The sequence below is a fragment of the Alteromonas macleodii ATCC 27126 genome (genome assembly GCF_000172635.2).
Lineage (GTDB): Bacteria > Pseudomonadota > Gammaproteobacteria > Enterobacterales > Alteromonadaceae > Alteromonas > Alteromonas macleodii.
In genome coordinates, this window is record NC_018632.1 from 1,358,932 (window position 1) to 1,382,106 (window position 23,175).

The 23,175-nt window shown below is 44.1% G+C and carries 12 protein-coding genes and 1 pseudogene; 9 read left to right on the forward strand and 4 right to left on the reverse strand.

Annotated elements, in window-relative coordinates; translation table 11 throughout:
* Positions 1 to 212 precede the first annotated feature (212 nt).
* On the reverse strand, positions 213 to 4,766 hold the full coding sequence (locus tag MASE_RS05775) for an EAL domain-containing protein (protein ID WP_014948813.1): 4,554 nt from the start codon (positions 4,764 to 4,766) through the stop codon (positions 213 to 215).
* A gap of 225 nt (positions 4,767 to 4,991) precedes the next feature.
* Positions 4,992 to 7,739: an insulinase family protein gene (locus MASE_RS05780; protein WP_014948814.1), complete on the reverse strand. Its 2,748-nt coding sequence runs from the start codon at positions 7,737 to 7,739 to the stop codon at positions 4,992 to 4,994.
* A gap of 171 nt (positions 7,740 to 7,910) precedes the next feature.
* Here MASE_RS05780 and sixA point away from each other — a divergent pair, with 171 nt between their 5' ends.
* Entirely contained in the window at positions 7,911 to 8,426 is a 516-nt protein-coding gene (gene sixA / locus MASE_RS05785; RefSeq protein ID WP_014976012.1) for a phosphohistidine phosphatase SixA, read from the forward strand.
* Between the two features lie 121 nt (positions 8,427 to 8,547).
* Complete coding sequence (locus MASE_RS05790) at positions 8,548 to 8,742, forward strand: hypothetical protein (protein WP_014948816.1); 195 nt, start codon at positions 8,548 to 8,550, stop codon at positions 8,740 to 8,742.
* A gap of 37 nt (positions 8,743 to 8,779) precedes the next feature.
* On the opposite strand, the gene MASE_RS05795 is transcribed toward MASE_RS05790, so the two are convergent.
* Positions 8,780 to 10,075, reverse strand: coding sequence for an HlyC/CorC family transporter (locus MASE_RS05795; protein WP_014948817.1), 1,296 nt, complete (start codon positions 10,073 to 10,075; stop codon positions 8,780 to 8,782).
* A 175-nt stretch (positions 10,076 to 10,250) separates the two neighbouring features.
* Positions 10,251 to 11,042: a cytochrome C assembly family protein gene (locus MASE_RS05800; RefSeq protein WP_014948818.1), complete on the reverse strand. Its 792-nt coding sequence runs from the start codon at positions 11,040 to 11,042 to the stop codon at positions 10,251 to 10,253.
* 298 nt (positions 11,043 to 11,340) lie between these two features.
* Here MASE_RS05800 and ffh point away from each other — a divergent pair, with 298 nt between their 5' ends.
* The 7 genes and pseudogenes from ffh (at position 11,341) to MASE_RS05835 (ending at position 23,101) form a co-directional block, all read left to right on the forward strand.
* Positions 11,341 to 12,780 carry a signal recognition particle protein gene (gene ffh / locus MASE_RS05805; protein ID WP_014948819.1) on the forward strand — a complete coding sequence of 480 codons (1,440 nt, stop codon included), beginning with the start codon at positions 11,341 to 11,343 and terminating at the stop codon, positions 12,778 to 12,780.
* A 187-nt stretch (positions 12,781 to 12,967) separates the two neighbouring features.
* On the forward strand, positions 12,968 to 15,034 hold the full coding sequence (locus MASE_RS05810; protein ID WP_014948820.1) for a YncE family protein: 2,067 nt from the start codon (positions 12,968 to 12,970) through the stop codon (positions 15,032 to 15,034).
* A 352-nt stretch (positions 15,035 to 15,386) separates the two neighbouring features.
* Positions 15,387 to 19,108, forward strand: a pseudogene (locus tag MASE_RS05815) (ATP-binding protein).
* Complete coding sequence (locus MASE_RS05820; protein ID WP_014948823.1) at positions 19,105 to 19,740, forward strand: hypothetical protein; 636 nt, start codon at positions 19,105 to 19,107, stop codon at positions 19,738 to 19,740. Before MASE_RS05815 ends, MASE_RS05820 begins: the two are co-directional and overlap by 4 nt.
* On the forward strand, positions 19,737 to 20,954 hold the full coding sequence (locus MASE_RS05825; RefSeq protein WP_014948824.1) for a hypothetical protein: 1,218 nt from the start codon (positions 19,737 to 19,739) through the stop codon (positions 20,952 to 20,954). Before MASE_RS05820 ends, MASE_RS05825 begins: the two co-directional genes overlap by 4 nt.
* Positions 20,955 to 21,416: 462 nt before the next feature.
* Positions 21,417 to 21,809, forward strand: a complete 393-nt coding sequence (locus MASE_RS05830; RefSeq protein WP_014948825.1) for a TerB family tellurite resistance protein — start codon at positions 21,417 to 21,419, stop codon at positions 21,807 to 21,809.
* Between the two features lie 35 nt (positions 21,810 to 21,844).
* Positions 21,845 to 23,101, forward strand: a complete 1,257-nt coding sequence (locus MASE_RS05835; protein WP_014948826.1) for an alpha/beta hydrolase — start codon at positions 21,845 to 21,847, stop codon at positions 23,099 to 23,101.
* The last annotated feature ends 74 nt before the right edge of the window (positions 23,102 to 23,175 follow it).

Genomic DNA, 23,175 nt, shown 5'->3' on the forward strand with positions numbered 1-23,175 from the left:
CAGAAATGATATTTTTTAAAATTTCCTTTATATTCAATTGGTTATAGTTTGTTTTTGGTGCAGGGATTTATCGACGTTCATAAGCGCCATTTTAATGGCACTAAAGTCTAATAAACTAAGGTTGAATAGGCATGACTTTGCCTAAAGCTGCAATGAGTGGCGTCAAGGAGGGGAAAGCAAACGCCCTATACGCGAGTAAAAGGTAAGGGCGGTTAAAAATTAGAGTGGCCGAGCAGCGTATGAAGCTTTTGATTCTCGGTAAGGAGCTTCTCGAAGCGCTCTGCATTTAATGGTCGGCTGTACAAGAAGCCTTGCAACATTTCGCAATCGTAGCGACGTAAAATATCTAGCTGAGCTTCTTCTTCAACGCCTTCCGCTACAACTTTTAAGCCTAGATTGTGGGCGATATTTATAATGGCAGCCGCCATATGACGATCCACATTACTTTTTGCAATATCGTCAATAAATGCTTTGTCAATTTTTAGCGTGTTTAGCGGGAAACGCTTTAAGTAGGCTAGGGACGAGTAACCTGTACCGAAATCGTCTAGCGCTAGGTGAATACCTCTTTCGCGAAGGCGAGTCATCATTTGAAGGCCGTTTTCAGGACTTTCCATTAGCGTACCTTCAGTTATTTCGCACTCTAAATGTAGTGGTGACAAACCGATATCGCTTAAAATCTTGTTTATTCTGTCGTCTAAGTCAGGTAATTCGAACTGCTTCGCAGATATATTCACAGCTACACGACCACTAAACAAACCTTGGTTTACCCAGCGTTTGGTATCTGCACAAGCCTTTCTTAGCACTTGTTCACCAATTTCTATAATCTGGCCTGTTTGCTCTGCCAGGGGGATAAATTGCCCAGGGCTTACTATGCCTTTTTGTGGGTGCTCAAAGCGCACCAAAGCTTCCATGCTAACTAGCTTACCTGAGGCTATATCTACTTTAGGCTGGTAGTAAACCGTAAACAAGTCATCTTTAATACCTTGTCTTATAAGGTTTTCAATTTGCAGTTGCCTAACGGCGTTTTGATTCATCTCTCCGCTAAAGAACTGATAGCTGTTACCGCCATTGTTTTTAGCGAAATACATGGCAGTGTCGGCGTTTTTCAGCATTTCCTGTGGAGAAGTGCCGTCGTCAGGGAAGAATGCAATTCCAATACTGGCACCCAATACAAACTCTTGCTTATTAATGATAAAAGGACGAGATAAAGTGTCTAATAGGTTCTGTGCGTAATGCGTTACCGTGTGGATATCGGCATTGTCTTCCATTAACACGCTAAACTCATCACCACCTAAGCGATAGCAGGTCGCACTCTTACCCGTAATTCTCTGTAGGCGCTTTGCTATTTGTTTAATTAATATATCGCCCGTTTGGTGACCTAAAGAGTCGTTTATTTTCTTAAAGTTATCCATATCCAAACAGAGTAGGGTATGTTGTGCCCCTTTCCGCACCAAGTTCTGGTGGCTAGCTTGGAAGAACGAACGATTCGGAAGCTCCGTAAGCGGGTCAGTATTAGCTAGTTTCAATAGCTCTTTTTCAGTACTTTTTCTTGACGTGATATCACTAAATACGCCTACAAAATGGCTTATTTTTCCGTCATCGTCATGGACGGCGTCTATGTTTAATTCCATTTCATAGCGCTCGCCGTTCACTCGCACACTTTCTACTTCACCTGACCAGTTACCTTTCGCTTTTAGCGTTTTCTTAATTTCTTCGGTAAACGCGTCTGGATATAGATGGAAGTGCATATAGCTTGCTAACGCTTGATCGCGGGTCTCGCCGGTGTAACCGCAATATGCATTGTTTACACTTATGAATTTAAATTGGGTATTAGTTATGAATACACCTTCAGAAATATTCTCAATTGAACGCTTAAATAGATTCAGCTGCTCTTCAGCTTCTTTTAAGTGATGAATATTCTTAAGCGTACCAGTCATTCGTACCGGCTGAGCATTGTGGTCTCTTTCAACCACTTTTCCGCGGTCAAGTATCCAAATCCACTGATTCTTAAATGTCTTTGCGCGGTATGCAAGCTCGTAGAAGTCGCTATTACCTTCAAGATGGTCTCTTAGGGCAGTTTTAACACGGTTTACGTCGTTAGGATGGATGTTTGCATCGTAAGCGCCTGTAGTGCGTATATCATCTTGTGGAAAATCAAGTGTGCCCCACGTATTTGCACGGTAAACTTGGCCTCTGTATACGTCCCAGTCCCACAACTCATCACCTGAACTCCATAACGTCAGTTTAAGGCGTTCTTCCGACTCTTTGATGGCAAGCTGGTTGGCTTTTCTTATTTGATATTGGCGAACGATGAACGCAAATATCGCGAAAGCTATTAAACAATAAAATACCAAAGCGACGGTATGGAGCCATGGAGGACGTTCGATAATTATCTGCAAGTTTTTACTTTCAGACCATGATTTCCCGGGCTCTTTTGCTTGAACTGAAAAAGTGTAGCTTCCAAAGGATATATTGTTGAATTGTGCAGACCTTTCATCGTCAACATATATCCAATCATTTTCAAAATTAGAGAGCTTATAACGGTAAGTAACTTGATTAGGATAAACAGGGTTTACTGAGCCGAATGAAATACTGAACCTGGTTTCATCGTGCTTAAGCGTTAACTGACTTACGTAGGTTATTATTTCCTTGGAAGAGAACGAATGAGTTGAATCATCTCCTTCCATTGAGTTTCTTTTGGATTTAGCGACTGAACCAAAGATGTTGATCTGATATAACTGAGGAGCTAGGGTTTGTAGGATGCCTTCAGCATCAGAGTTTGCGTTTTTGGATATTCTTATAAAGCCTTTGTTGCCACCAAAGTAAATAATGTTGTTTCTAGTAGCAATTACAGCGCCTTCACCCAGTGAGTTAAAGTCTAGTTGCTGATTTGGTATACTCTCAGCTTCTCTGAGTGAAGGAAGAAGCACTTTGTGGACACCCTTAGCGTCAGAGTACCAAATATTGTTGTTTATAGATGTTGTAGACGTGATAAATCCACTTTGGTTGTCTCGCTTTTGTTTTTTGACCAAAACAAGGCTTTCTTCGTCTAGTTGGATGACACCGTCGGAACGAGTAGTTAGCCAAAGCCCATCACTTGTTTGGTGAATTCCATATACAAGAGAGTTAATGCCATTGGTTGAATCCAATACCTTTGTGATTTGCTGCTTTTCAACTGAATAAACAATTAGTTTTTCTCCAGCTCTAAACCAAACCCTCTTTTTGTCATCGGCATAGATAGCAAACATTTTTCCGTATTCTTGAGAAAGGTTTTTTTGAGGAGTTGCCGGCTCACTCTCATTAGGCACATTATCAAAATCTATTGAATGAACATCTTCATTAGGAAGTTGGAACCATATTGCAGATTCACTTTTAAAGATGTGATCAATGAATGAACCTTCGAAGTATTTTCGTAGTGTTACTAGTCCATTATCTGTTTCCGCAAGTACAATCAATCCTACCGACGAAGCAAGCCAAATATTGTTGTTGTTATCTATCTCAATGTCCCAGAATGAGCTATTGACATCTATATCTTGGGGCAAATTGAAAAACGATACATTACCGGTTTCTTTCGAAATTTTCCCCACGCCTTTTTGCTGAGAAACAAGAAACAGTTCGTTTGAGCTGTTTTCTGCGAAGCCCCAAATAGTTGAATAATTGTCTTCAGTATGCCGTTCCGAATTAAACACGGGTTGGAAGTGAACACTGGCAAAATCGGGGTGATATTTAAAAGCTCCCCGATGAAAGGTTGCAGCCCAAACAACACCCGTTCTATCTTCTATAACCTTAATTATGATTTCTGGTGGGATTCCTGTTGTGTTGTACGTTTCGGCGTTTAAATGTATAACTTCAGGGTTATAAGCTTCAGTTACTGGAACTGCTGCGCCGTCAGAAAGCAAAAACAACCCTATAAAAGTACCAATCCAAATATCGTCATCAACAACCGATATTGAAAATGAATTTACCTCTTCTTCAACACCTAGATCTTTACTTTCAATTTTCTTTAGAATTTTCCCATTTGACGCAATTACTATAAGTCCATTATTAGTCGCCAACCAATAGTTGCCGTTAATCACTGATATGTCATGGAGCGCTCGAATATCAAGTGAAACACCCCAAGGATTCACTTTTTTTACGTCATGAACCTCTAAGGTCTCCGTATCTATAAGTTTTGCGCCAAACTTATTTGAGCCCACCCAGATACGATTGGCTTCTTCGAAGATAACTTTAATGAAGCTTTCTTCATTGAAAACCTGAGTCAGAACACTTATTTGCGATCGTTGTTTGGAGTATCTATACAAGAATTTGCGATCCGCGAAGAGAATATCGCCATTTTTGGACTCTGTAATTGCTGTTATTAAATCAGTTTTTATTACCGAGTTTTCTTTATTGAAAACTTTGAAACTGTCGGTTTCAGGCTGATAAAGCGCTAGTCCCGAGTGTGTGCCTACCCATAATTGCCCCTCCGAATCCACAAACAAGGATTGAATGTACCCTGAAGGTAACGAATTCGGGTCTACATCTGAGGGATGGTATTGTTTTACATCATAACCAGAGTATCGGTTGAGGCCGTTTGACGTTGCAAGCCAAATGAACCCCATGTCGTCTTCCACAATGTCTAATACCGCGGTATCCGATAGACCATGCTGCTTATTTAGCTCTGTAAAATGAAGATCAGAAACCTCTATCGCCTTTGCAGAAGAAAAAAGAATTCCTGACAAAGCCAACAAAAGAAGAGAAATTGAATAAATTAGGGTTGAGCGCACCTACACACCTTTGGCATACGCCATTTATTATTTTTTTATTTCACTGGCGGCATCCCTAACAGCCAGAATAATAAATATGCCGAATTAACTAAGCCTCTACAAGGACTTTTTAGTAATAACAAGAATGATGGTTTACTTATTAACCAACCTTGTCTGCGAATACCACTGGGTATCGGCAGATTGATTAAAATCTTAACGACCGTGGCACGTGCCTATCATGCAGCTTTAGTAGTAAGGAATTTCTTTTTTGAATTCAGAAATACTGTTAATCGTTCGTTTTTCCTGCGTGGGAATACTCTCAAATTTTCCTCGAGAGAACAGCACCAATTCCCCGCAGCGCTCTCGTTTAGCGAGTTGATACGCGAAGTCTTGAATCTCTTCGAAACTCAAGCCTTTGATTCTTTCAGCAAGCTTTGCATTTCTATTAAACTCTAAATCTTGCGTACCCAAACTTACCCATAAACGCTGTGACTTCATCGAAAGAGTAAGGTCTCTCTCTTCTAACTGCTTAATAAGGTTTTGTTGGATAGTCGGCCAATAAAAACGATAGAACTCTATTTCATTGAGTTGCTGGAACAAAAAGGCGGTCATTGCATCCAACAGTTGCTTGGGGCTGCACTGAGGACTTTGAATATAAAAAGCCATTCCAGGGTGTTGATTGTGTGGTACGTAGCCTGTTCCCACAATATACCCAAGCTGCTGTTCTGTTCTCAATGAATTGAAGAATGGTGCGGCCAGCATTTGTTCTAGGACCATACACAACGCTGTATCAGTAAGGCTAGGTGAGGGGGCTTGTAGATAAAGTACAACAGCGGAGTCATCGTGATTACACAAAACCTCGTGATAGAGTGTTCCTCCCACGGGAAGTTTTGATACTGCACGAGAAAGTGGTGCTCCCCCCGTATTTTTACAATGGTTACGGAGTTCCGTAGAGAATCCCTTTGCCTCTTCACTTGCCCAGTTACCATGCATAAATGCTTCTACAAAATAATGTTCAAAAGCATTGTTTCGACAACTTAACATCTCTTGATAAGAGATATTTTCTATCACATCCAGCAGTTCCACAGGCGCTTGTGTATTGCGTTGAATCAGCACGCTCAACCGTGAGAATAAACGGTTAGTCGGCTTGTTCAGCAGTGAGTTGTGGAGGCTTTGAATTTGAAGCGCTTTGTGATGTTCAAACACTCTTTCGTCGGGAGTGAACTCAAGAACAGCATCAAGAAGCTGGCTGGCTAATAAGGTTTGTTGATTAGTAAAACCACGTGTATGCAGCGTAAACCCTGCTTGATGCCCATAAATTCGATAGTGAAGACCAGCAATTTCTGCTCGATAATATTTCGCTTGAAGGTGGTCATTCAGAGCTCCCAACCAAATTCTCTTTGCTGCGACTGAGGTCAGTGAGTCAGAAAAACGAGCAGTGTCGAAGGAAATATAAATATCTCCTTTAGGGCTATGAAACTGCTGATCCTGAGCGAACCAAAAACGATAGCCACCGTCGTCGACTAATTTGTTAGGAATGTTAAACCCTGTTTCAGGTAGTATCAGGGTGTATTCACTTGCCAAATAAGGATTAGGCGGTGGAAGACGTAATGCAGAAATTCTTTTTGCTGACTCAAGAGAGCGCAATAGAGAGTCATCGATATTTTCGACACTATATTCAGCTTCATAAAATGCACATACTTGAGTAGTTTTTACGTCTTTCGATATTACTTTTAAGCGAAGATTTTTCGGTGTAAAAAACGACAGGGCATGCTCAATAACGCTTCTGTCATAACTACCAATAGTGGAACGTAGCCTATTTAATTCTTCCGGCTCAAATATAAATTGATGCTGTGCATACTCGGTCATGATCCCAAGTGGCTTCACATTTTCTTCGTACTCTAGTGCCAGCGCATTAAGCTGCGATTTCTCGTGAAAGCGCCATTCTTCAGTGGATGCTTCTTTTATTAATTCGATATAACTAAACAATGCCTCTAACACTTGCGCTTTATGTTTAAGGCCTTCCTGAGTGAGCTGAAAGCTCACGTTAAAGTCTTTAAATTTATCGCCCTCTATACCTGAACCGGCGATTAGATTTAGTGCCCAGTCTTTTTCTTTCAAATAGGCAAGTAGGCTTCCTTCGCCTTCATCACCAATCAAATGGCTGATGTAGTTCAGTGGTTTGGTTTTGTAGTCGTTCTGTAAAGCGGGTAGCGCAAACGTTACTATCATCCGTCTAGCAGATTGCAGAGGATGTATATTGATCTGAATGCCTAGCTCATTTTCAGTATATAGTTCAGGCCAGTCGTCAGAGGCTAACTGTCCGCTTGGTAACGTACCAAAGCATTGATGCACTAATGCCTCGAGCTGTGGTATTGGCATAGGGCTGGCTACACACAGTCGCATGTTCTGAGCACAATAATAAGATTGGTGAAGTACCTTTAGGCGACGCTTCAGTTCTGCACATTCATGTTGGGAAAATGTATCGCTATTGCCCACCGAAAATTTTGCAAAAGGATGCTGGGGGTTACATGTTTCTTTATGTATTTGATAAAGACGTCGAAGGTCGTCCTTTTTCTTAAACTCAAACTCTGAATGAATATTCTTTATTTCATTGGTAAGTGCATCCTCTTCAAAGAGGGGCTGCCTTAGCATATCTGCAAACGCAGGCAACGTTTGCGCAATAGTGTCTCTACTGCAACTGAAATGATAATTAGCGTATTCAGTTCCCGTCCACGCGTTTATTGTGCCTCCGTGCTGTTCAATGAATCCATTAATCGCATTGGGCTTAGGTAAGTGACGGCTTCCCATGAAAAGCATGTGTTCAAGAAGGTGGGCTAACCCTTGGCAATCGCTTGGGTCATAAAAGTGTCCGGCTCTTACCGCCATTGAAACAAAAGATTCACTCGCTTCTGGCGTGTGACATAACATGGCACGCAACCCATTAGGTAAAGTAACGTGATGTGCGTTTTCTAAATTTATGGTGTTGTTCACATTGTCTCGTTTTTGGTCAAGAGCACCTTACTGCTGGAGCGTCTATAAAGAGAAACTTCACAAAACGTTAAATAATGTACGAAAATTCTCACTATTCGCCGTTTAGCGCTAGGCGTAGTATCAGCTCTCTGATATCGTTAGCATACTTTCATTAATACTATGCGCAATGTTATGTCAGGTCAAAGTAGCAACGACGACATTTATCTTTTCATTATGCGTCACGGTGAAGCAGAAGCGCCCAGACTCGATGATAAAAGCAGGCAACTTACACCATTAGGTAGAGAGCAAGCCAAAACAGCAGCTTTATGGTTAAAAGATCAGTATTGCCAGAAAGGCATTGTGGACTTAGCGCTTGTGAGCCCTTATCGTCGAGCCAAACAGACCCATGATATGGTATCGCTTGATATCATTGCGAACAAAGTTGAAAATAATGAAGATATTGTTCCGGAAGGCTCGCCAAGACTGGTGAGTGATTATATTGATGGACTTCTTCACGCCGCGGTCAATTCCAAAAAACCAATCAAAAAACTTCTTGTTGTTAGTCACATGCCGCTAGTTAGCTATCTCGTTGATGAACTGTGCCAGTCTTACACCACAAGTTTGTTTTCTACGGCCTCAATTGCTGTTATCAAGTACTCTTTAAAAGAGCACAAAGGCACGCTGGTAACGCATTATCAAGGACTGTAAACGCCTTGCTCCTTCTTAGCGATTAATTTCGGAAATTGAACAATTAATCGTTAAGTATATTCCCACATGGTCGATAGACTCTTTGAGAGTGTCAAAGTTTATTCTATTGAAGGGTTGGGAAATGGACAGCAAATCTATTCCTGAGCTCCTTAAACGTTCATTGCAATCGCATATGGCGGAGGCAGATTTACGTGAAGATAAGGAGACGCAGGATATTATTGCCAAATTATCTGAATTGTCAGATAAGGTCGCTGCTGCGAAAGCTAGAGCGCTGGCAAATAGAGCACAGCGTCTAGCTGACGAATCAAAAAATTAGCTGATAAGGCCGAAAGGCAGGTTAACCACCAAAACGTTTAGTGGTCGTTATTCGACTCTTTAGGTGCAACATAGTATTCCGGCATGATTCTGACGGTTTTTATCATGCTTTCTGAAATGTCTACAATTTCTAACGGATAACCCGCCAAACGCACGCTTACTTTGTTCTCAGGAATATCTTCAAGATACTCAAGTAATAAACCATTAAGGGTTTTAGGGCCTTCCGTAGGCAGGTTCCAATCCATTTCTCTGTTCAATTCTCGGACGTTGGCACTACCATCAACCAATACTGAACCATCCTGTTGTACGTGTGCTTCCTTACTGTGGTCTGGAACCATACTGGTGGTAAAGTCACCGATAATCTCTTCAAGAATATCTTCAAGAGTGACTAGACCCATAATGTCGCCATACTCATCAACAACCAGAGCAATGCGCTCTTTTTCGGCTTGAAACTTATACATCAGCGTGTGCAGCGGGGTAGATTCTGGTGTGTAGTAAATCTCACGAACTGCGCGAAGCAAGCTTGATTTAGTGAACTGGTCTTTAGATAGAAGGCGCAGGGCGTCACGCACATGCACAAAGCCGACCGCATCGTCGACACTGTCTCGGTATAATAAAACACGGGTATGTTGAGCATGGGTTAACGCTTTTTGAATTTTCTTCCAATCGTCGTTAATGTCGATAGCAAAAATTTCAGCACGTGGCACCATGATATCTTCGGCCGTTACGCTTTCTAAGTCCAAAATACTCACCAACATATCTTGGTGTCGCTTAGGGATCATGGCACCAGCTTCAAAAACCACGGTTCTTAACTCTTCTCGACTTAACGAGTCGTCACTTCCACTTGCAGGACTAATTCTTAGCAAAGCTAGAATGCCGTTTGTGATACCGTTAATCGCTGCCACAAAAGGGTACAGCAAGGTGAGTAGTGGAAGCAGAATAATGGAGCTCGGAAATGCCACTTTTTCTGGATACAGCGCAGCTAGTGTTTTCGGCGTTACTTCTGCAAAAATAAGTAGGACCAGCGTTAAGCCAAAGGTAGCAGCAAACAGCCCCCAATAGTCACCGAATAAACGAATACAAAGTATGGTTGCAAGCGAGGATGCTGCAATATTCACTAAGTTGTTTCCGATGAGAATAAGGCCGATAAGGCGATCAGGTCGTTCTAGAAGTTTAGCAACACGTATAGCTGAGCGGTTGCCTTCTCCTTGCAAATGCTTGAGTCGATAACGATTAATCGACATCATGCCAGTTTCTGAACTAGAGAAATACGCAGATAGTAATATGAGTACGCCGAGCGCGATAAACAGCGTACTCGTTGATATGTCGTCCAATTAATGGGTTCCTGTCTTAACTTAGGCTTCAAATGTATTGATTTGAGGTGCGAGTTTCAAGGGAAAATTGTTGATATGCCCCTAATTAACTAGATAACACCAAAAAGTGACAAGCGCCGCCGAGCCGCCTAAAAAGCAAGCCCGGCAGCGAGCTCAGCAATAAATACAGGGAGTTTTAAAGAAGAAATTCGCGAACTAGTTTGCTACCAAAATAGGCAAGGGACAGTAGCGTCACACCCAAGACTGTCATCACAATAACTTGTCGCCCGCGCCAACCTCGAAGTTTCTGGCCTATTAAAAGAATGAGAAAAACAACGAGAGCGGCCGCTGATAGCACCGTTTTATGCGCGTAAGTTTTGTTAAACATATCTTCTAAGAAAACAAACCCGCTAATTAGTGAGACGGTTAGTAAACAAGTTCCCGCAAGCAACAGCTTGAACAAAATGTTTTCTACAAGCATTAAAGGCGGTAGTGATGAATGTAGTAGCGCAGCACCTTTTTGCTTTAACCGGTAGGTAATGTAGGACATTTGCAGTGCGTATAAGAATGCAATGACCAAAGTGCAGTAAGCAAACAATGACAAACTAATATGGATAACTAAGCCCGGCTGCAGCTCTATGTGCATGATGTACGACACGGGAATAAACTGTGAGGCGAGTACCGTAAGACTTGCAAAGCCGAAAACAACAGGAAGTAAAATAAGATTAGGAATGGCGCGGGCAAATATAAGCATGGATACTGTAATTATCCACGACACTAATGAAAGCACGTTGGTTACACTCATGTCTTGCCCAGGCGCGACAATAATAACGTTGGTGAGAAAAGCGATATGTGCAATTGCCCCAACACTAGCGATGGATAGCCCTAATCGCTTATTTGGGCCGTCTTGGTGTACGAATTTGCCAATAAGTACTGCCGCAGCTAATGCGTAGAGTAAAGCAGCAGATATGGCGAAAAGGGTGTTCATGATGCGTCCTGTAATAGGTAGGTGACGTCTTCACCGACTGAGTCGGTATTGATACTGCAACTTGCAAGTAAATTCAACCATCTCCTTGATTTTGTTTGTTTCACACCCACTTTTAGTGTGGGTATAGGATCATGGAAGGACAATTTTTACTCCATATCGACTTCGAAATTCGTACATCAAATTTCGACAACCCTTGACGCAAAAGTTTAAAAATTTAACCGCAATTGTGGGTACGTTACCGTTCGCTTTTACGTTACAATGCGGGCATTACGTCTGAAATAAAAAGAAGTTTCATACTATGTTTGAGAATTTATCAGAACGCTTAGGCCAGACATTACGAAATGTCAGCGGTAAAGGGCGTCTTACTGAAGACAATATTAAAGAAACGCTACGCGAAGTGCGTATGGCACTACTTGAAGCCGACGTTGCGCTACCCGTAGTAAAAGCGTTTGTTGCACAGGTAAAAGAACGTGCAGTTGGTACCGAAGTAACCAAAAGCCTCAAGCCTGGCCAAGTATTTATTAAAATCGTTCAGTCTGAACTAGAGTCGGTGATGGGGGAGGCGAACGAAAAGCTTAACCTCGCAACTCAACCTCCGGCTGTTGTGCTTATGGCGGGCTTACAAGGTGCGGGTAAAACTACGTCTGTAGGTAAACTTGCGAAATACCTAACTGAGCGCGAGAAAAAGAAAGTGATGGTAGTGAGTGCCGACGTATACCGTCCGGCCGCTATCAAGCAGCTTGAAACACTCGCCGGTGAAGTGAACGTAGCTTTCCATCCGTCAACGATTTTACAAAAGCCCATTGATATCGTTAACGACGCTATTGTTGAAGCGAAGAAAAATTTCTTCGACGTTCTACTAGTAGATACCGCGGGTCGTTTGCATGTCGATAACGACATGATGGACGAAATTAAAGAGCTTCACGCTGCAGTTAAGCCAATTGAAACCCTGTTTGTGGTTGATGCCATGACCGGTCAGGATGCTGCGAATACGGCAAAGGCGTTTAACGACGCGCTACCGCTAACCGGTGTAATACTGACCAAAGCAGATGGTGACGCACGAGGTGGTGCTGCACTGTCGGTTCGTCACATCACGGGTAAACCTATTAAGTTTATCGGTATGGGCGAAAAGGTTGATGCACTTGAGCCTTTCCACCCTGAGCGTATTGCGTCTCGTATCTTGGGCATGGGCGACGTACTTAGCCTTATCGAAGAGGTTGAGCGTAAAGTCGATAAGTCGAAAGCGGAAAAGCTGGCCAAGAAGGTACAGAAAGGAAAAGGCTTCGACCTGCAAGACTTTAAAGATCAGCTTGAGCAAATGAAGAACATGGGCGGCATGATGGGAATGCTTGATAAGCTTCCTGGCATGGGCGGTATGTCTGATAAAATCAAAGATCAGGCAAACGACAAGCAGTTTAACCAAATGGAAGCCATCATTAATTCGATGACACCAGCTGAACGTGCGCGCCCAGATATGATTAAAGGGTCGCGTAAGCGCCGTATAGCAGCCGGTTCAGGTACGCAAATTCAAGACGTAAACCGTTTACTTAAGCAGTTTACGCAAATGCAGAAAATGATGAAGAAGATGTCTGGCGGCGGCATGAAGAAGATGATGCGTCAGATGAAAGGCATGATGCCTCCGGGTGGCGGTTTTGGAGGCCCAGGTGGTCCAGGCGGCCCGGGTGGATTCGGCGGCCCTGGCGGGTTTGGCGGAGGCGGTGGCTTCCCACCACGTTAAAAGACTATCGCATTACTTAAGAATGCTTAAAAACCTCAATCGCAGCAATGCATTGAGGTTTTTTTATTTTTTTGCATCCAGTTTCACTCATCAATCGTTTGGCTTGTTGAACAGGACGTGAGCAGTACTTATCGCATCGCGCGTTTAAGTGACGTCTCTTCACGAATCAACAAGTACGGAGATGAAGATGGAATTCAATAAAACATCACAGCAAAAATTAAAACTGTCACTGTTGGCGACGGCAATGGTTCTCGCGCTAAGTGCCTGCGACGGTGACGACGGAACAGATGGTGTCGATGGGACTGATGGCGCGCCTGGCCAAGATGGTGCAACCGGTCAAGATGGAACCCCAGGCTTCGCGTCTGCGACATTCTTGGTCGCAAATAATGGCGATGACAACCGCAATACGGTTACTTCGATTGACCAAAACGCAAATGTTTTATCTACGGTAACCACTGGAGCGAATGAGGGGATTGTATTCACGCAAAGCGGAAGCTTGGTACAAGCTGGTGACAGTGATTTACCGTTATTAAGAACGCTTTGTAATTTTGAAGCTCAAGCCGACTACATGATGAGTACAGGGCATGAGATAACGGGCGCAACTACGGGCCTTGTTAATCCGAAAGGTATTGCCTTTGCTGAAAATGCAGGTTTAGTTATGGTGGCTGACTTTAACGGTCAAAAGGTTAGCGTATTCGGTGGCCAAGCAGCAGGCAATGTTGCACCGATTGCAGAAATAATGACCTCAGCAAAACCATGGGATGTGGCCTATGACGAACAAAGCGATAGATTGTTTGTTGCACTGACCGATGGGACACTCGCGGTTTACGATAATGTCGCTGGTTCTGATTTTGCGCCCACAGTTATGCGTTCAGTGGTGCCTTCAGATGCAGACGGAAATCAAATATCGATTAATCTGCACGGTATCGCTTACGAGCCTATGTCTAATCGTATGGTATTGTCAGACGTTGGCGATGCTGCAATTGCTGATGATGGTCAAATTTTTGTTTTAGAAAATGCCTCTACGGCTGATGGGGCTGTGGTACCAAGCAGAGTGATTGGTGGCGCATCTACCCAGCTTGGTAATCCAGTAGACATTGTTTTAACCGGTTCTGATCTTCGCGTGGCGGAAAAATCCAATGACGCCATTTTGGTGTTCTCAAACATATTCAACGGTGCTAGTGGCGACGTTGCACCAACGCTATCAACGCCCTCAGTAAAACCAGAGTCGTTGGCCGAGTTAACTCAGCTGAACGAGATGAAAGACGCATCGGACGATGGCATAACTACCATGCCTATTATGGGCCTTTCGGTATCAAGTAACCCTGCAAGCGAAGGTGCAACCACGGGGCAAGTAGCGCAATACAGCGCTGTACTTTCCAGTGAGCTAAGCACTTTTGACGCTGGTATGAGCATTGAGAGTGCCGCTTTCACGGCTAGCGGTGATGGCGTCATTACCTTCGATGATGTTGAAACCTCAACGGGTGGTTTACTCGTGATTAATCGCCTTAAAACCATGCGAGACGGTATGATGTATAGCGATAGTTTCGACCACATGATTGCGGGTAGCGATACAGGCTTGATTGCACCTAAAGGGTTAGACATTGCTTCAGAAGCAGGTGTGGTATTTGTGGCAGATGTTAACGAAGCTACTCCTGCCGTTCGCGTATTTTCGCCTTGTGCATCAGGCAATGTTGCGCCTCTATTAACACTTGAAGCTGCCAACGGGGCGCGCCCTTGGGATGTGGATTACGACCCATCAACTGATAGCGCGTATCTGGCGTTAACTAACGGTTCGGTTGCCGTGTTTGAAGAAGTGATGCGCAAAATGGAAAGCGGTGAAACCGTAATTACGGGTGAAGATAGGCTGATTGTCCCTGCAAGTGGTGGGACAGCATTTGCCGCGCCAACCAACATCCATGGCATAGACTATGATAGCCAAAGCGATAGTTTGGTCATTTCTGATGTAGGCAGCGCAGCGGATGCTACTGACGGTAAATTGTACGTGATTCCTGGCGCAGGCAGTGCCGATGGCATAACGGATGTATCCGTCAATATTGCAGGACCGAGCTCAATGTTGGGTAATCCGGTAGACTTGATGCTCAGCAATGGTCATGTATATGTTGCTGAAAAATCAAATGGCATGATCCTGCGCTTTGACAATATTCTAAATGCAGCCTCGGGTGATATTACGCCCAGCTTTAGCATGATGTATCCCGCACCAGAGTCGGTAAATGTATTGTCAGTGAAGTAAAACAACTGATGAACAGCCTTGTAGAAACCGTTCATCTTATCGCTGTTCTATGAAAGCTCAATGCTTTCGCTAAAGTGGCACGTACCTAATCAGTACGTGCCGCTTTATATTTATTTGGCGTTATTGGGATATTCAAAAGCTTTGCCAACTAACTTTTAAACAATAGCATGCTTTATAACCAACAAATCACCGCGCATCTGTGCAAATTCGTGAATTCATAATACACTGACGGGCTACATCGTGCGCATGTGCTCGCTTTCTTTTCAGGTATGCAACTTTTACCCTATCAAAGCAGGTACAGTTTTGTGCTGTGTGAGCGTTCACGCGGCAGAGTTATTGATACAGGAACACTATGGCAGGCTTAAAACGTATTATTCTTATCGACACGCATTTACCAGGCGTGGTCGAGCTAAAGCTTGATGGACACACCAATATTTGTGGTACCAATGCGTCGGGTAAAACCACGCTTCAACGACTTATTCCCGTTTTTTACGGCGAGTACCCAAGTCGCGTGGTACCGGCAACCCGTGACAGCTTTGAACGCTGGTATTTGCCTCGTTTATCTAGCTTTATTATTTATGAATACACGCGTGCTGAAGGTGACCTGTGCCAAGCAGTGTTAAGCTCAAACGGAACCGGCGTCAATTATCGTTTAATCGGCAAGCCATTTGAAATCAGTGATTATTTGATAGAGCAAAAGAACGGCAAACACGCTAGTGTAAGCAGCGCCGAGCTTGCACGCGCCATGAAGCGTAACAACATATTGGTTACGAGCTTACTTAATACGAAAGACTTCCGTGCAATCATTCAAAACGACCACGGGGTGCTTAACCAGAGTAACAATGCCCGTGAGCTATTAGGCTACGCCAAAATCTTTAGCCTTTGCGAACCGTCGAAACACATGCGCCACATTGAGAAGTTGGCTAAAGCGGTTCACTCTAAAGAAGGCAAGATGGAAACTATCAAGGCCATGATTGCCGCCATTTTAGAAGAGGATGGTGTTACGCCACCTACTTCAGGCCTAAGCCGCCACCGCGTCGATGACTGGATTAAAGAATGTCACTTAATTAAACAGTTCGACAAAATTCGCCCTGAATTTTCTAAACTCGAACAAGCTGACATGGCGCTAACCACAACAGAGCAAGTGCTTGCTAACCTTAAGCATAGCTTCGAGCTTGATAAGACCTACTTGGCTGCGCGCGTTGAAACAACAAAGAATGAACTGGATGAGAATAGCTTCCAGCGCAAACAAACGGACAGCGAGTGGGGTGATACCCGCGATCACCTAAATCAGGTTATTTCATCTGCTCGTGCCGATGTTGAGAGGTTCACCAGTGAACTTGATACGGTAGAGCGTGAATTCGATAAATGGCAAGACCAAAATATTGAGCAGCTTAAAGAAGACGTGGCAAATCTAGCGCAGTGGCAAAATGAAAAGGCCATGGCCGACAGTCGCTATGTACTGCTTACTGAAAAACACCAAGATATTGAGTCGGCCTACAACAAGCGCTTGGCTGAGCTAGGTGAAAAGCTGTCAATTACTCTAGAAGAAATGTCAGCCGCACGCCAAGAAGCCGCAGAGAATAAAGCTGAGCAGCAGCAGAGCGAGCGTGAAGCATTAAGTCGCATTCAGAGCGACTACAATAGTCAGCTAAGCGCGCTTCAGAACGATTACCAAAATAGTTTGAATGAGCTAAAAGTTGCTGAAGCTGAACTAAAAGCTTCACTAAGTAACGCAGGCTACAACGAGTTTGAACAATCTCAGCTAGATATTCTTGATGCGGCCATCAAAGAAGCATCTATCAATGAAGATGCAGCGCGCGGTGAGCTGCGACAAGCGCAGCAGGCGCACAGTAAATCAGTTGAGTTTCGCAAAGAATGTTCAAATGCGTTAGATAAAGCACGTAACGCCTTTCAACAAGAAGAAAAAGCGGTTAACAAAATTAATGCGCTTCTTTACCCTGGCGAAGGCTCGCTACTTGAGTTCTTGCGCGCCAATGTCGATGACTGGGAGTTATCCTTAGGTAAAGTTGTTCGCCCTGAGCTACTAGAGCGCACTGATTTAGCGCCTGCTATGGCAAAGGATGCACAAGGCGACAGCCATACCTTTATGGGCGTTAAGTTAGCACTTACTGAACTTGATACCCCAGACTATGCCTTTACCGAGCAAGCGCTTAAGCAGCAACTGCAAGAAGCTGAAATTCGTCAAGCCGCTGCCCTTGCTGCGCAAAACGAATGCGAACAGCGCTTGGCGAAAGCGAACGAAGATGTGCGCAACGCCGAGCTTGTGGTTACCCAAAAAGACAACGCCGTTAAAAGTGCCGAAGCCAGCCGTAAACGTGCACAGCAAGACCGCGATACGGTACTTAGCGAATATCAGCAGGCGCTTTCTGCACGTAAGCAAAAAGCCAAAACTAAGCTTGAAGCGAATCAGCAGTCGCAAAAGCAAGCGAAGGCGCAGTTTGAGCTTAGTCGTGACGAAATCAAAGATCAGCAGCGCGAAGCGGAAACCGAACACAAATTCCATTGGCAGCAGCTTATTGCTGACAGTGAAGCACGTATATCTCAGCTTGATAGCGACATGCGTAAGGCGAAAGACAATGCTGCCCAAGACCGCAAAGATATGCAGGATTGGCTAGAAAGCGAATTGAGCAATCGCGGTGTGGATGTTGATGAAATAGGTCAGCTTAAAAAGCAAATCAATAAGCTTAAAGAAGACATTACGCGCACTGAAACCCACCGTCATAAAGTAGCCGACTACGAGCGTTGGTACACTAACGTGTTTACCAAGCAAAAAGTGGTATGGCAGGAAGGCTTGTCTAAGTCGCGTAAGTTATTGGGCGAATCTGAGCGTAATTTAGCCAGCAAACAAGCAACCTATAAAGCTAACCGCGAACAGCTTCAAGAGCAGCACGGACAGCTTGAAACTACGCTTAAAACTGCCAGTGAGCACCTAGAACAGGTTAAAACCTTAAGTAAATCTCTTGCCAAGCTTACGCTTCAAGCAGGTGATGAAACGGCTGAAATTAAGCACGACGATGTAAGTATTGGTCAGCGTATTTCAGAAGTGCAAAGCCAGCTTCAAGAGCGCGAAAACTTACTAAGCGATATTCGCGCCTATGTAGAAAGATTCGACCAGCTTATTGCTGCGCAAGCGGGTACAGGGCTATCTGATACGTGGGAGCGCGCCCGTGAAGAGTGTGCAACGCTAAACGCCCACGGCGTGAAGAGCTTTGATCACCGCCGAATGGTGTCGCATTTAGCACAGCTTCTAAACGTGATTGTTCCGCAGAAGCTACAGGGCTTGCGTGAGCAAGGCCGTATCTTTGGTGCCGATCTTTCGCAATACTACTTTGACTTGCCGATATCGACAAACGCATTGTGTCGCAAAGCCGCCGTATTACCCAAGAGGTCGACGGCGACCTTTCTCTTGATGGTGTATCAGACTCGGCTGTTAAAATTCGCTCACGTATTAGTGAACTTGAATTCTGGCCCGAACTTGAGCAATTCAGAAAGCTCTATGAGCACTGGATGGAAGAGGGGGCTAACGAGTTACCAGAGGAAGAGTACGGTCAAAGTATGCGCCGGGTTCTTGATATTCTTGGCCGTGCAGCGCTTACGGGCGGCATTAGCAAGCTACTTGATATCGAGCTACACCTTCGTGAGGGTAAAAGTGACCTTGTTATTCGTACTGATCGCCAGCTTAACGAGTCATCAAGCCACGGTATGGCCTACCTTATTCTGTGTAAATTCTTACTCGCTTTCACCCGTCTGCTGCGCGGCGATGCCGACGCCACAGTGCATTGGCCGATCGATGAACTAGGTACACTTCACCAAAACAACGTGAAGAAAATCTTTGAAGCGTGTCAAAACAATAACATTAGTGTAGTCGGCGCATTCCCTAACCCAGAGTCAGAAGTATTGACGTTGTTTGAAAACCGCTACTTGATAGATAAGGTAACCCGCCAACTGCAGGTGGTTCAGCCAAAAGCAAGCTCTATAGGGGCGCGCATTAAACAGAAAAAAGAAGCAGAAAAGAACGGTGAAGTAGCAGGTGAGGAGGCATCAGCATGATGACAGAACAAGGCCGTGTACTAAGTGCACTTCTACAAGGCGCGTTTATTTGTCAGGTGACCGATGAAGAGGCATGGCGTTTTCTTAAATCAAGAGACAACGCTGCGCAGTTAGAACCTCATTTAGCGTTATTAAATCGTACATTATCGACCACCGCTGAGGGTGACGTATTCTTTGCCAGCTTCCTCACCATTGGTGAGAACGAGCGCAAAGTGCTTACACAGCAGTTCCAAGATACAGCATCTAACCTAGTGCCACTGGTAGAGTGGTTGCTGCTGGTTCAGCAAGCCAATGAATCTGATATGCCCATTACCATGGGTAGCGCTATTCGACTAAACGAGCTGCAAACTACCATTGAAGACACCCCCGCCTATGCTGAGCAGTTAGAGAAAATATCGCGCTATCGCATGTTTGGTTCTACCAGTGTGAATTTGGATGGTCAGCTAAAGCAGGTGTTTAAACGCTTAATTGAAATGGGTTATCTGATTAAGCCAAACCCAGATAAACAGATTTATTTGGGCACTGGCAAAATTGAACACCTTTACGAAATGCTACGTTTCATTGATGAAACCGAAGCGCTGAGTTTATCTGAGCAGGCGGAGGCCGCTATTTCGCAAGGTAGCTTGATATGAGTCAGGTGTTAATTCAGGCAGGAACTAAACTATTAAACGCATTGGGTCGTCACAGCGACCTTATCATGCAGGCGTACATTAATGGTTCAGTAAAAGAGCGCGATCACAGCCCTAAGGTATTAGACCAGCTTGTTCAACTAGGCGTATTGTGGCGCCCGGAAGCGCAAAGCGAACTGCGTTTGAAAAGCGCGGTGAGAACCCTTTTAGAGGGGAGCTTACAAGACGAACGCAACCGAACTATCAACGCCAATATTGGTGCGTCGCTGGCAAGCCTTAAAACCCTAACCGAGCACTATAAAGAAGCCCTTCACTACAACAAGTATAATGAAGCGGCAGCCCACATGGGGGATTTAACCGAGCATGTCTATCAACTTTCAGAATCATTGAGTAATAGCGTGCGTGTCATGTTTGGCCGCATTAACAATGAGTTTGGCTATGTGTCTTCGGTTGAAGCTAAAATTCGCGAAAATGAGTTAGCGCAAGGACAGGTAACAGACTTACTTGCTCAGCTTGAGTGTTTCCGCTTCGATGAGCTAAGTGAACTGGCAGGTTCTAACCGCGAACTTCGTCACTTGCTGGTGGTGTCGCTACAGCAGCGCTTTGCCAAGGCCGCACAGGAGTTATCAGTAGTACAAGCACGCCTATTAGACTTGTTGGGTCGGTTTAGAGAGTTCCAAGGTCGCACACGCTTGCTTAAAGGCTTCTTGCTTCACATGGAGCAGCAGCCTGATTTTGCGCCTGGCAACTACGCCAACCTGACTAACGTACCTGTGTTGTTTAATCAATCGGACACGATTATTGCTAACGCAGCACCAGACGTGAACAACGTTGAGCATGAAGCCGATTATCAAAATATTGTGGCGTCGTTAACCCACGTACACAAACGTCAAACTAAGCAGGAAGATACGAAGCCAGTCGATATTGATGTGACTGAGCAATCAACTTTGTCGCTTGAAAAAGATCCATTGCAGCAAGCGGTAGAAGCGTATTTCTGTGAAGTCATCGATTCGGGCCAGCCTAAAACGGCGCTGGATTACTTCGAAGAACAGGCTTTAGACTTTGACCCTGAAGTGTGGATTTATCAGGTGATCGGGGGGTATCAAGCCCTAAACGATGAAGATAAGCAGTTTTTTGCATTAGAATCTCACGGTAATAACGATAAAGTCTATACGGGTAATTTCTACATAAACGATATCACCTTGGGCTTGCGTTAACGAAACTTCTTAATCTTACCCATTGCTTATCAAGGTAAGTCTGGCCCACGTTTATTAAGGGGGTGCCAGACTTTCTTACAACGTTAGTTGTTCAAATCTAAACATAAGCTACTGCCTTTTTTAACCCATGTTTACATCATCATCACACAAGATTTTGAGATGTATGACACTTGGAACCTGTCAAAAAACACCTATAATGCAATAGGTGTTTACACTTATTTAACATTGTGAACTAAAAGCTTCATCGCTGCGTAATGTTACCGTCAATTCTGCGGTCTACATTGTTGGTCCAGTTAAGCCTTGGAACCAAAGTAAAGGTTTACAGGTCCTATTGCAGTTAATCAGCGGCTAAAGTGTTTTCGATGTTTAATAGCGCAATGTAGACACTGAAAATTATCGCTACTGCTAGGATGCAGAGCATGTTGTGGTACTGCCGCGTACAGTACGAAGAGGAAGAGTGTTATGCAATTATCAGAACAACAAAGTTTTAACCAAGCCCTTATCAAGCTTTCAGTTTTACTTTATCAAGTCGATGGAATGGTCACGCTGTCTGAACAAGACTACCTGAATGCAATGGTCGAGTCTTTAGACTGGCAAAGTCCAATCTGCCGCGAAGCATTTCTTAACGATACTATCTACCAAACCCGAAAGGCCATTGACACCGGTGATGCCATTACGTTTTTACGCAGCTTAAAACATGACTTGTCGTTTGATGCTGAGAAAACACTAGAAGTGGCGATGGCGATCACAGGCGTTGATGGCGAGCGAAGCGAGGAAGAAACCGAACTTCTATCATTACTTACCCATAAATTACTCGCCAAAGCTTTAGTTTCGGGTAAAGATACACTGCAATAATCGCTTTTTTATTGCCACAGACCTAAACGTTAACAATGCCAAATTTTACCGTTAAAGCAGCACACGCATGTGCTGCTTCTCTCGCGCTGTTCTTATTGAGCGGCTGCCATTCGTCGCACAGTTCTCAGTTTAGCGCCAGTGCACAGGCCTTCCCGGTTGGTGTGCAGCCTTTCGATAATTACCTAAATGAAGTTGAACGTTACTTGCTTGAACATAGGGCATTTATTTCTGACGACAAAGCACAAGAAATGTCCATGAATATGCCATTTGAATGCGGCACACAATACCGCAATATTGGCGTCTTGTTAGTTCATGGATTAGGCGATTCACCTTACTTTTTTCGTGATGTCGCCAACGCCATGTGCAGTGAGGGCATTCACGTTAGAACCATCTTGTTGCCGGGACACGGCTCGAAACCCGGAGACATGTTAAATGTTAGCTATCAGCAGTGGCAGACAGAAACTAATCATCACATACGACTATTTTCCGAAGAAGTAGACAACCTCTACATTGGTGGCTTTTCGACAGGCGCTAATTTAACCACAATAGCGAGTTTTTCGATGGCTGAAGAGCTTGATATAAAAGGGCTAATGCATTTTTCACCAGCCTTTAAATCACGCTTCTTTGTGTCCCGGTTAGCGCCTTATATTGACTCATTATTTCCCTGGCCTAATGTTGAAGAAGAAGATAACCCAAGCCGCTATAACTCCACTGCAATGCCAGGGTTCGCTGCCTATCAAGAAAGCGTAAATGTGCTTCAAGATTTATTCTCTAAATCGGAAAAAGAAAAGCGTGCGTTGAATTTACCTGTGCTTATGGTGGTGGCAGAAAAAGACAGTGTGGTTGACACAAAAAAAGTAGCTGAACAGTTTAGAGATAATTTTACTCATCCACACAAGTGTTTATTGTGGCAGGGTGAGGGTGAACCCGATGTACCTGAAAATACACTCGTCATGCAAACCATGAAGGTTCCGGAGCAGCGGATTAGCGCAGCCTCCCATATGAGTACACTTTTTTCAGATAAGAACCCGCTATATGGTACTTCGAGTGACTTTCGCATATGTGATAACGGTCAAGGTAGTGACGCTGAAGCGCGCTGCAAAGCGGGCGAAGAAGTGTGGTATGGGCCGTGGGGATTTGAGCCCGATAACGTTGATGAAGAGTTAGCAACTAATAAGAAAGACAAGGTGTATGCAAGGCTAACCTACAACCCTTACTTTGATAGAATGGTCGATCAACTACTCGCCTTTACAGGTAAAGCCAAAGTCAAAGCGTTCTGTAAAACCTACTAGGGCAGTAGGTTCTTAATCCATTTGAAAGCTCTAGCATCAGCCGTTTTTTAATAAAAAAACGCCCAAGCCTCAAC